This is a genomic window from Nocardioides sp. Soil777, from assembly GCF_001428425.1.
GTDB lineage: Bacteria > Actinomycetota > Actinomycetes > Propionibacteriales > Nocardioidaceae > Nocardioides > Nocardioides terrigena.
The window spans coordinates 42,028-55,345 of record NZ_LMSN01000020.1; the positions used below are offsets into that span (position 1 = coordinate 42,028).

General features: G+C 72.8%; 12 protein-coding genes. 5 read left to right on the plus strand and 7 right to left on the minus strand.

Features of this window, described 5'->3' with window-relative positions:
- Window positions 1–12 precede the first annotated feature (12 nt).
- Window positions 13–729, minus strand: coding sequence for a pirin family protein (locus ASG88_RS20525; RefSeq protein ID WP_056889327.1), 717 nt, complete (start codon window positions 727–729; stop codon window positions 13–15).
- A 17-nt stretch (window positions 730–746) separates the two neighbouring features.
- Here ASG88_RS20525 and ASG88_RS20530 point away from each other — a divergent pair, with 17 nt between their 5' ends.
- The 5 genes from ASG88_RS20530 to ASG88_RS20550 are packed head-to-tail and all read left to right on the plus strand — an operon-like array spanning window position 747 to window position 7,440.
- Window positions 747–2,111: a GH1 family beta-glucosidase gene (locus ASG88_RS20530; protein ID WP_056889328.1), complete on the plus strand. Its 1,365-nt coding sequence runs from the start codon at window positions 747–749 to the stop codon at window positions 2,109–2,111.
- Window positions 2,112–2,121: 10 nt separating this feature from the next.
- Window positions 2,122–3,162, plus strand: coding sequence for a sulfotransferase family protein (locus tag ASG88_RS20535; RefSeq protein WP_056889329.1), 1,041 nt, complete (start codon window positions 2,122–2,124; stop codon window positions 3,160–3,162).
- Window positions 3,163–3,170: 8 nt separating this feature from the next.
- Window positions 3,171–4,139, plus strand: coding sequence for a glycosyltransferase family 2 protein (locus ASG88_RS20540; protein ID WP_200956529.1), 969 nt, complete (start codon window positions 3,171–3,173; stop codon window positions 4,137–4,139).
- The gene (locus ASG88_RS20545; RefSeq protein ID WP_056889330.1) at window positions 4,136–5,899 is read left to right on the plus strand and encodes a glycosyltransferase; all 1,764 of its coding nucleotides are present in this window, start codon (window positions 4,136–4,138) and stop codon (window positions 5,897–5,899) included. The genes ASG88_RS20540 and ASG88_RS20545 overlap by 4 nt, the downstream gene beginning before the upstream one ends.
- Window positions 5,896–7,440 (plus strand): glycosyltransferase, encoded by a 1,545-nt coding sequence (locus tag ASG88_RS20550; protein ID WP_056889331.1) that lies wholly within the window; start codon window positions 5,896–5,898, stop codon window positions 7,438–7,440. Before ASG88_RS20545 ends, ASG88_RS20550 begins: the two co-directional genes overlap by 4 nt.
- A gap of 19 nt (window positions 7,441–7,459) precedes the next feature.
- Here the strand turns inward: ASG88_RS20550 and ASG88_RS20555 are convergent, their stop codons facing one another.
- The 6 genes from ASG88_RS20555 to ASG88_RS20580 all read right to left on the minus strand — a co-directional run bounded on the left by ASG88_RS20555 (window position 7,460) and on the right by ASG88_RS20580 (window position 13,168).
- Window positions 7,460–8,446: a DUF2157 domain-containing protein gene (locus ASG88_RS20555; protein ID WP_082600841.1), complete on the minus strand. Its 987-nt coding sequence runs from the start codon at window positions 8,444–8,446 to the stop codon at window positions 7,460–7,462.
- A gap of 285 nt (window positions 8,447–8,731) precedes the next feature.
- Window positions 8,732–9,184: a universal stress protein gene (locus ASG88_RS20560; protein WP_056889333.1), complete on the minus strand. Its 453-nt coding sequence runs from the start codon at window positions 9,182–9,184 to the stop codon at window positions 8,732–8,734.
- Between the two features lie 239 nt (window positions 9,185–9,423).
- A complete protein-coding gene (locus ASG88_RS20565; RefSeq protein WP_056889334.1) occupies window positions 9,424–10,116 on the minus strand; it encodes an alpha/beta hydrolase in 693 nt (230 codons plus the stop codon).
- Window positions 10,117–10,124: 8 nt separating this feature from the next.
- The gene (locus tag ASG88_RS20570) at window positions 10,125–11,303 is read right to left on the minus strand and encodes a nucleotide sugar dehydrogenase (protein ID WP_268791806.1); all 1,179 of its coding nucleotides are present in this window, start codon (window positions 11,301–11,303) and stop codon (window positions 10,125–10,127) included.
- Window positions 11,304–11,355: 52 nt separating this feature from the next.
- Window positions 11,356–12,513, minus strand: a complete 1,158-nt coding sequence (locus tag ASG88_RS20575) for a MalY/PatB family protein (protein ID WP_056889335.1) — start codon at window positions 12,511–12,513, stop codon at window positions 11,356–11,358.
- A gap of 10 nt (window positions 12,514–12,523) precedes the next feature.
- On the minus strand, window positions 12,524–13,168 hold the full coding sequence (locus ASG88_RS20580) for a response regulator transcription factor (RefSeq protein WP_082600842.1): 645 nt from the start codon (window positions 13,166–13,168) through the stop codon (window positions 12,524–12,526).
- Between the last annotated feature and the right edge of the window lie 150 nt (window positions 13,169–13,318).

The window sequence follows — 13,318 nt, forward strand, 5'->3', positions numbered from 1 at the left end:
GGGCACGCCCGGTCAGCGGAAGGTCCAGACCAGCAGGTCGGTGTGCTCGGTCGCGGTGACCACCCGCCCGGGCTCGTCGGAGAGGCGCAGCGCGTCGCCCTCCGACAGCCGGCCGCTGCCCGGCCGGCCGTCCGGCCCGCCGACCGTCACGTCACCCAGGTCGAGGGCGCCGGTGGCCGCGAAGGCGTGGACCAGCGGCGCGTCGGGGAGGGCGACGGTCTCGCCGGGAGCGAGCCGGGCGACCCGCAGGGACGCGCCCGTCGTACGGATCGGGAGGCCTCCCGACCCGGCGACCGGCACCAGTCCGGCCCCCTCGAGGTCGACGGCCAGCTCGTGGTGCTCGGGGCTGCCGCCGGGCGAGTCGGGGCGCACCCACGCCTGCACGAAGCGGGTCGGACCCGACGCGGGGTCGGCGACCTCGGCGTGCCGGATGCCCGAGCCGGCGCTCATCGCCTGCACCGTGCCCGCGCCGATCGGCGAGGTGTGGCCGGTGGAGTCGGTGTGCAGCAGGACCCCCGACAACACCCAGGTGACGATCTCGAGGTCCCGGTGCGGGTGGTCGGGATAGCCGCCGCCGGGCTGGAGGAGGTCGTCGTTGTGGCACACCAGCGGACCGAAGCCGAGGTTGGTGGGGTCGTAGTGCCGGCCGAAGGAGAAGGAGTGCCGCGTCACGCGGTCCGCCTCGTGGGTGGAGAACCTCTGCCATCCGGCGTACACGGTCGCGGCCATGCCGATATCTTCACAGCGTGACGTCTGATCCGCCCGGGTCCTTCCCCCAGCTCCCCCCGGGCTTTCGGTTCGGGACCAGCACGGCGGCGTACCAAATCGAGGGTGCAGCCACCGAGGACGGCCGCGGACCCAGCATCTGGGACACCTTCTGCGCCGAGCCCGGACGCATCTCCGACGGCTCGTCAGGTGCGGTCGCCTGCGACCACTACCACCGGTACGAGGAGGACGTCGCGCTGATGGCGGAGCTCGGCGCCGGTGGCTACCGGCTGTCCCTGTCGTGGTCGCGGATCATGCCCGACGGGCGCACCGTCAACGAGGCCGGACTCGCGTTCTACGACCGCCTCCTCGACACCCTCGTCGCCCACGGCATCGCCCCGATGGTGACGCTCTACCACTGGGACCTGCCGCAGGCCCTCGAGGACGAGGGCGGCTGGCTCAACCGGGAGACCGTGGACCTCTTCGCCGCGTACGCCGCGGTCGTCGCCGAGCGCTTCGTCGACCGGGTCGAGCACTGGATCCCGATCAACGAGCCCAACGTCGCCTCGCTCCTCGGCTACGGCCTCGGCCTGCACGCGCCGGGCCGGACCCTGATGTTCGACTCGCTGTGGGCCTCGCACCACATGCTGCTGGCGCACGGCCGCGCGGTCATCGAGCTGCGCAAGCAGGGCGCGCAGAGCATCGGCTGCGCCAACAACCACGCCCCCGTCTGGCCGGCCTCCGACGACGACGCCGACGTGGGCGCCAGCAAGATCTACGACGGCCTGTGGAACGGCATGTTCCTCGAGCCGATGCTGCTCGGCCGCTACCCGGTCGACCTGGCGCCGCTGCTCGACGGCCTGGCCGAGCCGGGGGACATGGCGACCATCCGCCAGCCGCTCGACTTCTACGGCGTCAACTACTACAACCCGATGAAGGTCGCCGCGGCCCCTGAGGACGCGGACATGCCGTTTGAGCTGCGCGACGTCGTCGGCTACCCGACGACCGACTTCGGCTGGCCGGTCGTGCCCGACGCGCTGCGCGAGTGGCTGATCATCTTCCGCGCCCGCTACCGCGCGGCGCTGCCGCCGATCGTGATCACCGAGTCGGGGTGCGCCTACAACATGGGCCCCGACGAGGACGGCGTGGTCGACGACCAGCCGCGCATCGACTACCTGCACGCCCACCTGACCGCGGTCAGCGAGGCGATCGAGCGGGGCGTGGACGTCCGCGGCTACTACTGCTGGTCGCTGCTGGACAACTTCGAGTGGGCCGAGGGCTTCTCGCAGCGCTTCGGGCTCGTGCACGTCGACTACGACACGCTCGAGCGCACTCCCAAGCGCTCCTTCCGTTGGTACGCCGACCTGATCGCCGCCCAGCCCGGGAGCGGGTCCACTGCCGGATAGGGTGCGACGCATGTCGAGTCGTCGGGTCGTCTTCGTGGTCGGATCGGGCCGCAGCGGGACCAGCACCATGAGCGGCACGCTCCAGACGCTGGGGCTGCACGTGCCCCAGCCCGAGGTCGCCGCGGACGCCACCAACCCCAAGGGCTTCGGGGAGCCGCAGTGGGTCGTCGACCTGCACACCGAGCTCCTCGCCCGCAGCAACGTCCAGGTCTCCGACGCCCGCCCCCGCGCGTGGCTCGACGCCGGCCGGCTCGGTGGCGACCACGCCACCCGGGAGCGGGTCACGGCGTGGCTGGAGGCCCAGTTCGCCGAGAGCGACGAGCTGGTCATCAAGGACCCGCGGGCGTCGTGGTTCCTCGGGCTGTGGCGCGCGTGCGCCGACCGCTGCGACGCGACGTCGTCGTACGTCACCATGCTGCGGCCGGTGACCGAGGTCGTCGGCAGCAAGAAGACCTACTACGACCAGCGCCAGGGCGACGTCACCCGCACCGCCGCGTGGGTCAACATGATGCTGCACACCGAGCGCGCCACCCGGGGCGAGCAGCGCCGCTTCGTCCGGTACGCCGACCTGCTGGCCGACTGGACCCAGCCGGTCTTCGCGATCGGCGAGGCCTTCGACCTGTCCGCGGTCAAGACGGCGATGGCCAACGACATCGCGCAGGTCCACAAGTTCATCGACCCCTCGCTGCGCCGGGTGACCATGACCTGGGACGACGTGCCGGTGCCTCCTCTCCTGCGCGACCTCGCCCAGGAGACGTGGGAGGTGCTCGACCGGATGGCCGAGGAGGGTGGCGACACCGTCAAGGCGCACGCCGCCTGCGACCTGCTGCGCGTCACCTACGGCGAGATGTACGCCGACGCCGAGGCCTTCGCGCACTCCACGACGCTGGCCCAGCGCCGGACCGCCGCCGCCGACGCGCGCCGGAAGGCCGAGGAGGAGCACGCCTCGGGTGCCCGGCGCGCGGCCGAGCTGGTGCCGCACTCGGTGCGCGCGATGGTCCCGGAGGGCGCCCGCCGCAGCCTCCGCAAGGCCCTGCACCGGGAGCGCTGAGGACACCCGTGCCGCCCACCATCCCGGACATCCCCTCGCTGGAGGGGCTCGCCGACTACGACGTCACGTGGCCCTGGACGCGCGGCGAGCGCCTCACCCCCGGTCTCACCTGCGTCTTCCGTGTGCGCAACGAGGCCCGCAACCTGCCGTGGGTGCTGCCGCCCATCCTCGCCGCCGTGCAGCACGTGCTCCTCGTCGACAACGGCTCGACCGACGGCACACTCGACGTCGCCGCCTCGATCGCCGCCGAGTGCGGCGCCAGCGACCGCTTCACCGGGCTCACCTACCCGCACTCCGTCGCCCGCGCGGGGGGAGAGCACCTGGCCACGCCGGCCACCTCGGTGCACTCGCTCACGCACTTCTACAACTGGTGCTTCAGCCACGTGCGGACGTCGTACTCCATGAAGTGGGACGGCGACATGGTGCTCACCCCCGAGGGCGCGGGCATCCTGCGCGACCTGGCCTGGCAGCTGGAGTCGACGCAGACGATCGTGGCCATGCCGCGCCACCCGCTCACCGTGGTCGACGAGCGAACCGGGTGGCTCGACCTGTCCCTGCGCTTCCTCGAGCCGTGGGTCTATCCCATGGGTCCGGACTACACCTTCGTGAAGGCCTTCGACTGGGAGCTGCGCGAGTATCCCGCGGGCGTCGAGCGGCTCGTCCTCCAGCAGGGGCTGTGCGTGGAGGTCAAGTGGCTCGACGCCGACGAGTACGCCCACTGGCGCACCGAGGGCGTCGACTTCACCCACACCCGGCTCTACCGCAAGCTGCGCGAGTTCGAGGTGGACGAGGCGATCCGCTCGGGCCGCGCCGAGGCCCTGGGCGGCCTCGTCCGCGTCGACGCACCCGAGGGCGTCCACATCATCGACCACGTCACCCGCACCTGGCTGCGCCAGCAGCCGCGCCCGCTGGTCACCCACAGCCTCCCCGCCTCGCTGCGCGAGAGAACCCCTCGCGAGCAGGAGGCCCAGCGATGAGCGTGTCCTTCTCCGGTCATCCCCTCGATGGCTTCACCTCCCCCGAGCCCCTCCTGGTCATCGGTGACGACGCGTCCGCCGCCGACCTGGCACCGGTCGGTGCCACGTACACGACGATGGCAGGCACCACCGACATCGGCCGCGGCTGGAAGTCGGTCCTGTGGATGACCGCCGACCGCGCCTCGCTGCGCCGCCTCGCGTCCACCGTCAGCCGGGTCGGCCAGACCCGCGTCGTCGCCCTCTGGCTCACCGACGCCACCGAGCCGCTCGTCCTCGTCCCGCGACCCGAGTGGCCGCCGCTCACCTCCTTCATGGCCCGCGAGGCGGGCCGCGGGGTGCTCACTGTCCTCCGCTTCGCCCAGCCGATCGGCGCCCACGTGGTGCTGACCGAGCTCGCCCGCCAGGCCGTGCCCGGCGTCGACACCGGCCACGGCGGAGTCGTCGTGGCGTACGCCGGTCGCGAGCCCGCCGCCGGCCTCGACGTGCGGGCGCCGCGCTACGCCTCTGCTGCGGCGGCCGGTGACCCGGAGGTCGTGGTGCCGGCCGACGTGGTGGTGGCGGGTTTCGAGGCTCGCTCCGCTCGCACCTCAACCACCGAGACGACGGGCGTCCCGGTCCACCCCGTGATCGACCGCGCCCCGACCGTCGTCACCGACCCCGGCCTCGAGCCGGTCGACGAGATGGTGGTCAATCCCCGCGGCTGGCGCAAGGAGTGGACCGAGCCGGTCCGCGACCTCGCCCCCGGCCAGGCCACCACCGAGGCGGCCATCGTGGCGCTGCGTGACGTCCAGGGCCTCCGCGTCGACCTCACCACCGCCGACCCGCAGGTGGTCGCGCACCTCGCCGCGGCCGGCGTACCCCTGCTCGCCACCGGGGCCCACCCTGCGCTCGGACCGACGCTGACGCAGGCGCTGGAGGCGCAGCCCGACCTCGACGACGCCCTGTCCCGAGAGGAGCACAGCGTCACGACCAGGCGCGCCGCGCTCCTCGAGCACTCCACGGTCGCGTGGCGCGCCCGCCTGGCCTCCCGGGCCGGCGTGCGGCACGTCGCGAGGCCGCAGGTCAGCGTCCTGCTCACCACGATGCGTCCCCACCAGCTCGACTTCGCGCTGCGCCAGCTCGCCCGCCAGCGCGACGCCGACTTCGAGCTCGTGCTCGCCACCCACGGCTGGGAGGCCGACGAGGCGCAGGTCCGCGCGGCCCTGCCCGGCCGTGACGTCGTGCTCGTCCCGCGCAGCCAGGACACCTTCTTCGGCGACGTGCTCAACGCGGCGTACGAGGCGGCCTCCGGCGACGTGCTGCTCAAGGTCGACGACGACGACTGGTACGGCCCGCACGCGGTCGTCGACCTGCTCCTCGCCCGTCGCTACAGCGGCGCCGACGTGGTGGGCATGCCCAGCGAGTTCGTCCACCTCGCCGAGCTCGGCATCACCACCCGGCGCAACCACCCGACCGAGATCTTCAACCGCTTCGTGGCCGGCGGCACGATCATGGCCGACCGCGACGTGGTCCGCAGCGTTGGCGGCTTCCGGCCCGTACGCCGCTTCGTCGACGCCCAGCTCCTCAGCGGCATCGAGGCGGCCGGCGGCCGGATCTACCGCACCCACGGCCTGGGCTACGTCCTGCGACGCCTCGCCTCCGGCCAGCACACGTGGCAGGTCGAGGCCGACTCGTTCCGCAAGGAGGGCATCGTGGACCGGGAGTGGACCGGCTTCCACGCCAGCCGCGAGCTCGAGGTCGACGAGCGGGACCTGCCATGAGCCAGCCCGTGTCCGCCCGCCGTGACCAGCCCGTCGTACGCCGCAACGAGTGGGACGTCCTCACCCCTCCGGTGATCGGGGCGTGGACCCCGACGCGGACCGTCACGGTGGTCGTCCCGGCCTACAACTCGCACCGCACCCTGCCGCACGTGCTCGCCGGCCTGGCCGCTCAGACCTACCCCGCGCACCTCATGGAGGTCGTGGTCTCCGACGACGGCAGCACCCCGCCGGTCGTGCTGCCCGACGTCGTGCCCGACAACACGCGAGTCGTGCGCGTCGAGGAGGGCTGGGGCTGCGCCGGCGCCTGCGAGGTCGCGGGCCGGGCGAGCGAGGGCGAGCTCCTCTACTTCGTCGACGCCGACATGCTGCTGTGGCCCGACCACCTCGAGGCCCAGCTGCGCTGGCTGCACGAGGTCGACTACGCCGTGGTGGCCGGCACCAAGTGCTTCGTCGACCCCGAGCGGCTGCTGGCCCAGGACCCGGCGACCACCCGCTACCAGGTGGCCTCCGGCGAGGTCGCGACCCTCTGGGACTGGGACACCGCCGAGCCGCACAAGTGGGTCGACGGGATGTGGCGGCGTACCGACGACCTCACCCACGCCGGCCCGCGGGCCTTCCGCTCCTTCGTCGGGGCGACCTTCGCGCTGTCCCGTGACCTGCTCGACGCGGCCGGCGGCTGGGACACCACGCTGCGCCTCGGCGAGGACATGGAGCTCGGCCACCGCCTCGGCGAGGCAGGCGGACTGCTCGTCCCCGAGCACGCCGCCAAGTCCTGGCACCTCGGCCGCTCGCACGTGATGGAGCGTCGCGAGCAGGTCAACCGCTACAACGACGCCTACCTCGCCAACCTGGTCCCCGGGATGAGGCCCAAGCGCAACGCGCACGGCCGCCGCTACGAGACGCCGTACCTCGAGGTCGTGCTCTCCATGACCTCCGGTGAGGGTGCCGCCGACGAGGTGATGGGCTGCGTCGACGCCGTCCTCGACTCCACCCTCGACGACCTGCGGGTGCTGCTGGTCGGCGACTGGGCGGCGCTGCACGAGGAGCGCATCCACCCGCTCGCCGACCCGCTGCTCGAGACCCGCATCGTGCACCGCAGCTACCGCGACGACCAGCGCGTCGCCCTCGTCGCCTCCCTGCCCGAGGGGCGCACCCGCTCCAGCCTGCGCCTGACCCTCGACTCGCCCGCCCTGGCACCCGCTCCGGGCGCGCTGCTCGCCCTGGTCGAGGACCTCGAGCGCACCCACGACGGTGCCATCGTCATCGAGGGCGTGGGCCGCCTCGAGCGCGTCGCCGCGGTCAGCCGCGCGACCTGGCTCGGACTCGGCACGTCCGACGAGGCGCTGGACCACGTCTACGGCGTACGCCGCCTCTCGTCGGCCGTCGCTGGCTTCGTGCCCACTGGCGAGCGTGAGGTCCCGCGGTACGACGGCAAGCTCAAGAAGCCGGTCCCGTCCGAGCTGGGCCGCGCGACCCCGCCCGAGGAGCAGCGGCCGCCTGAGCACCACGAGCGGCGTGGCATCTGGGGCCGGCTACGCTGAGACGCGCAGGGGCCCGTCGTCAGGGGGACGGCTGGCGGCCCTGGTGCCGGGCCACCCACACCGCTGCGCCCACCAGGGCGCCGCCGGTGATGATGAGTGTGAGGGCGGCCGAGAGGCGGCCGGGGAACCACGCGTCGGCTGCGCGCGGCATCGACCACAGCATGGCGATCGCGGCCACGCCGAGCCAGGGCAGGCTGCGCTCCCACAACGCCACGACCGCCGCGGCGACCGCCGTTCCCACCCCGAGCGCGATGCCCACCTCGGCCGTCATCGTCAGTGCACCGAAGACGGCGCCCAGCATGCCCATGGCCACGCCGGTCACGCGGGGCTCCAGCCGCCCGGCCCAGGAGAGGACGGCCCAGCCGACCGCGACGGCCCACACGGCGGCGCCGCCCCACGACGAGTCGGTCGAGGTGACCTCCATCGCGACCGCCACGGCCGAGAGCAGCAACGGCACGAACAGGGCCAGCTGCTGCAGCCAGGTGGGCCGGAGCCACCACAGGATGCCCGCGACCACCGCGGTGCAGGGGCCGATGACCACCAGCGCGTGTTCGTCGTAGCGATCCAGCACCTCGGTGCTGAACACGCCGAGGAACCCAGCGGTGGCCGCGACGCCGATGGCCCAGAGCACCGAGCGCAACCGACCCGCGGCATCACCGAGGCGGTCCGGCACGGCGAAGCCCGCGCCCACGAGGGCAAGCGCCGTGGCACCGATCAGGACGAGCCGGAGTGGCACCGAGAGGTCCGCCCAGTAGGTCCCGGCCAGGATCCCGGTGCCGACCAGCATGACGACTCCGCCGAGGTAGCCGAGTGCCTCGACGACCAGGGACGGACCCGTCTCGGGTGGCGGTGGCGCCACCGCAACGGCGGTGCTTGCGCCATGGTGCTCTGCCTCGTGCTGGCGGATCGCCTGCGACTGCTCGGTCGTGATGAGACCCGCCTCCACCCAGTCCTGGAGTACGTCGACCGGCGGCGGCGATGTCGACGACTGATGCATGCTCCTCATGGCTGTCTCCCAAGGACCGTGCGGGGACGGAGCCTCGTCCCTCACCTCTCATGCTCGTCGCCCCTGCCGGCGCGTGCCAGGACCGAAAGGGCCGTCGCCCCGGGACGTTGTCCCCGACCGTCGCGAGAGGGACTGCCACCTCGCGACCGCAGGAGTGACCCGACGATCCAGGGCGAGCCGGGGAGAGCGCGGCCGAGCACGACGAAGGCAGTTCGCGGCCCAGCCGCCCGCGCTGAGCGGGCCGATGCAGTGCGGCGACGCGAACTGCCTTCGTCGTGCGCGCTCTCAGCCCGGTGGGGTGCCGTGCACGATCAGCACGCTCGTCGGGGCGTGCACCGCAACCCGCGCTGAGACGCTGCCCCGCAGGAACCGCCGCACGTCACCGAGGCCGCGGCTGCCGACGATGACCAGATCGGCACCCTCGCGCTCCGCGACGTCGATGATCGCGGTGGCGGGGTCGTCCACCACCACGTGCCCCTCGCAGTCCACGCCTCGTCCCTGCAGTCGCAGGAGCGCGACCTGCTGGCGAGCGTTCTCGGGGGCGTTCGGTTCGTACGCCTCGCGGAACTCCGGGGGCAGCTGCCGGAGGTGGTCGGCGATCCGGGCGGCCGACTCGGGGTGCGAGGCGGTGACCACATGGACCGTGCCGCTCGGTCCGACCTGGTCGGCTGCCGCCTCGAGCGCCCGATCGGCGTCGGGGGAGCCGTCGTACCCGACGACCACCGTGTCGTATCCCATTTGCGTCTCACTCCCATCGGCATCGGGACCGTCGCAGCCGACCTCGCGGCCCAGTCCTCCCTGTGCCACGATGCCGCTCGCGGTGTCGGGTGGTCAGGTCCGTAGGTCACCTGCTGGCGGGACGTTCTGCCAGCATGGAGTCGCGCGCACCTGCGTGGAACTTCAGGCGCTCGTCACCGGTCCAGGCTGCCTTTCCACGCATCTGCGTGGAAGTTCAGGCTCCCCGGGTGCCCGTCGGGTCAGGACCGCCAGAAGTCCCGCAGCAGATCCATGGCCCGGGGGTCGTCCTGCACGCGGTGCCCGGCACCGGCCACCGTGAGGTGCGCGGCCCCGAGGCCGACGAGCGACTCCGCGGTCTCGGCGTACAGGGGGCTGGACGGTGCGGTCAGGACCAGGGTGCGCGCGGGCAGGGCCGGCCTCAGGCCGACACCCCACGGCGGAGCCAGCCGCCTGAGGCGAGCGGCGTTGGCCGACAGTGCGTCGTCCCACGAGGTCGGCGGAGGGAAGCCCATGCCCGCGGCGAAGCGGGCGAACCAGTCCGGGTCGGCGAGCCCCGGGTCGGACGCGGAGGCGAACACTGCGCCCATGTCGGCGATGTGCTGCTCCACCGCCGGCATCCCGCGGGCGAGGTCGAAGCATGCCGGCTCGAGCAGCGCCAGCGAGCGGACGAGGTCGGGTCGCGCCTGGGCCGCGAGGAGGGCGGCGTTGGCGCCGTACGAGTGTGCGACCACATGGCCGCCGCCGGACGACCCCAGCAGGTCCACCACGCGGCGCGAGTCGCGGGCGGCGTCGTCACCCTCGGCATGACGCGGGAGGAAGTGCCACCCGGCCTCGGGCGCGGCGGCCTGGAGCGGCCACGCGTGCACGCCAGCGCCCCCGGCGCCGTGGACGAAGACGAAGGGCACGACGACGGGCACGACGGCGGGCGCCACCAGCGAGCTCAGTCCGAGCCGAAGAGGTCGCGCGTGTAGACCCGGTCCGCGACGTCCTCGAGCTCGGGGACCATCCGGTTGGCGACGATCACGTCGGCCGCGGCCTTGAAGGCGTCCAGGTCCGAGACGACTTCCGAGCCGTAGAAGCGGCCGTCGGCGTCGAGGTGCTCCGCGCCGATCTCGGGCTCGTAGACGACGACCGGGATGCCCTTGGCCTTGATCCGCTTCATGATCCCCTGCACCGAGGACTCGCGGAAGTTGTCCGACCCGGCCTTCATCAGCAGCCGGTGCACCCCGACGGTGCTGGGCTTGCGGTCGATGATGTCGAAGGCGATGAAGTCCTTGCGCGTGGTGTTGGCGTCGACGATCGCGGTGATGAGGGTCTGCGGGACCTCGGAGTAGTTGGCCAGCAGCTGCCGGGTGTCCTTGGGCAGGCAGTAGCCGCCGTACCCGAAGGACGGGTTGTTGTAGTGCGTGCCGATCCGCGGGTCGAGCCCGACGCCGTCGATGATCTGCCGGGTGGCGAGGCCGCGCGACATGGCGAACGAGTCGAGCTCGTTGAAGAACGCGACCCGCATGGCGAGGTAGGTGTTGGCGAAGAGCTTGATCGCCTCGGCCTCGGTCGGCTCGGTGAAGAGGGTGGGCACGTCGTCCTCGTCGGAGCCCTCGACGAGCAGCTCGGCGAAGCGGCGAGCACGGTCGCTGTCCTCGCCCACCACGATGCGCGCCGGGTGCAGGTTGTCGTGCAGGGCCCGCCCCTCGCGGAGGAACTCCGGGCTGAAGATCACGTTGTCGGTGCCCAGCCGCGCGCGCACGTCCTCGACGTAGCCCACCGGGATCGTCGACTTGATGACCATCGTCGCGTCCGGCGCCACCTTCTGGACGTCGGCGATCACCATCTCCACCGAGGCGGTGTTGAAGTAGTTGGTGACCTCGTCGTAGTTGGTCGGCGTCGAGATGATCACGTAGTCCGCGCCGGCGTAGGCCTCGGCCGGGTCGGTCGTGAACGTGACGTCGAGGTCCTCCTCGGCGAGGAAGCGTGCGATGTCGTCGTCGTGGATCGGGCTGTGCCCTCCACGCAGGGTCTCCACGCGGGCCTCGTCGAGGTCGAAGGCGACGACCCGGTGGTGGCGGGCGAGGAGCACCGCCATCGACAACCCGACGTACCCGAGTCCGGCGACGGCGATCCTGGTGGTGGCGGTGGTGGGTTCGGTGGTCACCCGGCGAATTGTGCCCGAGTCAGGCGCCCAGCGCGGCTGCGGTGCGGCGGACGATCTCGGTCAGCCGCTCGCGCGAGGTCGCGATGTTGAGGCGCACGTGCCCGCCGTTGCCCGGGGCGTAGTCGTGGCCGGGGGCCACCTTGACCCGCCCCTTCGCGAGCAGCACCGCGGCCGGGTCCCAGTCGTCGGCACCGGCCGGGCCGTAGGCACGCAGGTCGAGCCAGGCGAGGTACGTCGCCTCGAGCGGTCGCATCCTGGCCTGCGGGAGGTGCTCGGCCAGCAGCTCGGCGAGCAGGGTCCGCTGCTCGCCGAGTCGCTCGCGCAGCGCCGCGAGCCAGGGGTCCCCGTGCGTGTACGCCGCGACGGCGGCCACGACGCCGAGCGTCGACCACGAGTCGTTGCGGGCCACCGGGACGGAGAACAACCGGTCGCGGGTCGCGTCGTCGCCGGCCACCACCTGGGCGCACTTGAGGCCGGCGGTGTTGAACGCCTTGGACGAGGCGACCACGCCAACCGCGTGGTCGGCGGTGCCGGGGAGCGAGAGGTAGGGGACGTGCTCGCGGCCGGGCAGCACCAGCGGCGCGTGGATCTCGTCGCTGATCACCCGGGCGCCGTGGGCGGTCACCACGTCGCGGATGCCCTCGAGCTCGGCGCGGGTGAAGACCCGGCCCCAGGGGTTGTGGGGCTGGGTGAGCAGCAGGGTGCGGGCGCCGTCGGCGAACAGCCGGTCGAGCCGGTCGAGGTCGATGGCGCAGTGGTCGGCGTCGGGGTCGACGACGAGGTCCCAGCGCTCTCGGTCGGTGATCGCGGCGATCTCGAGCTGCGGGCTGTAGGCGGGGACGGGCATCACCATCGGGCCGGGGTCGGAGAGCACGTCGAGGGCCAGGCGGACCCCGGCGGTCACGTCCACGACCGGGATGACGTGGTCGGGATCGACCCGGTGGTCGAACTGCCGCGCCGCCCACGCGGCGTACGCCCGGCCGAGCTCGCCGCCGTGCTCGAACTGCGGGTAGCCGGTCCGGCCCGCGTCGATCGCCGCGCGCAGCGCGTCGAGGACGACGTCGGCGGTGGCGTAGTCCATCTCGGCCACCCAGGCGGGGATCACGTCGGGATCGACGGTGCCCCACTTGAGGACGAGGGCGCGGCGGGCTTCGGCGTCGGTGAGGTCGCGGATCACCCTCCCGACCCTAGGCGGGCATCGTGCCCCGCCGCTCGACCTCGATGTCGGGGCGCCGCTCGTGGCCGGGGCCGAGACCGTGCGTCAGGGCCCACAGGACCGCCTGCGAGCGGCTGTCGACGTCGATCTTGCGGTAGGACGACCGGACGTAGGACTTGACCGAGTTGATCGACAACCCCATCCGGGCGGCCACGTCGTTGTTGGAGAGGCCGCCGGCGATGAGGGACAGCACCTCGGCCTCCCGTGCGGTGAGGCCCTCGTCCTGGCCCACCCAGGCCGACCCGTCGTGGGTGGCCCGCCGGTCCGGAGCGACGACGACGCGTCCCTGGTGCACCGCCCGCAGCGCCGCGACGAGCTCGTGGCCCGCCAGCGCCTTGGAGAGGTAGCCGGACGCGCCCTGCCGGATGAGGTCGCCCGCCAGCCAGGGCTGGAAGTTCCACGTGTAGACGACGACCTTGCCGACCCGGCCGTCGGCGAGCAGTCGGGCGACCCGCCGCTGGCCCTGCTCGGTCGTGACGGTGTCGTACAGGACGACGTCGGCGCTCGAGGACGACAGGTCGACGAGCCGGACGGACTCGCCGTGCCCCTCCACCATCGCCGCCACACCACGGACGACGAGCTCGTCGGCATCGACGAGCGCAACTCGCAACACCATCGTTCGGGTCCTCTCCTCGGCCACGGATGTTTACATTGTAAACCGAGGTGTCGTCAACGGGTGCGTCGGTGGGCCGCACCGGTGGAGCGGACCGAGGTCGACTCCACCGGTGCAGCGAGGGCCACGCACCCGGCCGGGGTGCGGGTCGGA

Bases quoted from the DNA above. Each gene is read 5' to 3' on its own strand.
- ASG88_RS20525 (WP_056889327.1), bottom strand. From the start codon at position 729: ATGGCCGCGACCGTGTACGCCGGATGGCAGAGGTTCTCCACCCACGAG.
- ASG88_RS20535 (WP_056889329.1), top strand. From the start codon at position 2,122: ATGTCGAGTCGTCGGGTCGTCTTCGTGGTCGGATCGGGCCGCAGCGGG.
- ASG88_RS20545 (WP_056889330.1), top strand. From the start codon at position 4,136: ATGAGCGTGTCCTTCTCCGGTCATCCCCTCGATGGCTTCACCTCCCCC.
- ASG88_RS20550 (WP_056889331.1), top strand. From the start codon at position 5,896: ATGAGCCAGCCCGTGTCCGCCCGCCGTGACCAGCCCGTCGTACGCCGC.
- ASG88_RS20555 (WP_082600841.1), bottom strand. From the start codon at position 8,446: ATGAGGAGCATGCATCAGTCGTCGACATCGCCGCCGCCGGTCGACGTA.
- ASG88_RS20560 (WP_056889333.1), bottom strand. From the start codon at position 9,184: ATGGGATACGACACGGTGGTCGTCGGGTACGACGGCTCCCCCGACGCC.
- ASG88_RS20580 (WP_082600842.1), bottom strand. From the start codon at position 13,168: ATGGTGTTGCGAGTTGCGCTCGTCGATGCCGACGAGCTCGTCGTCCGT.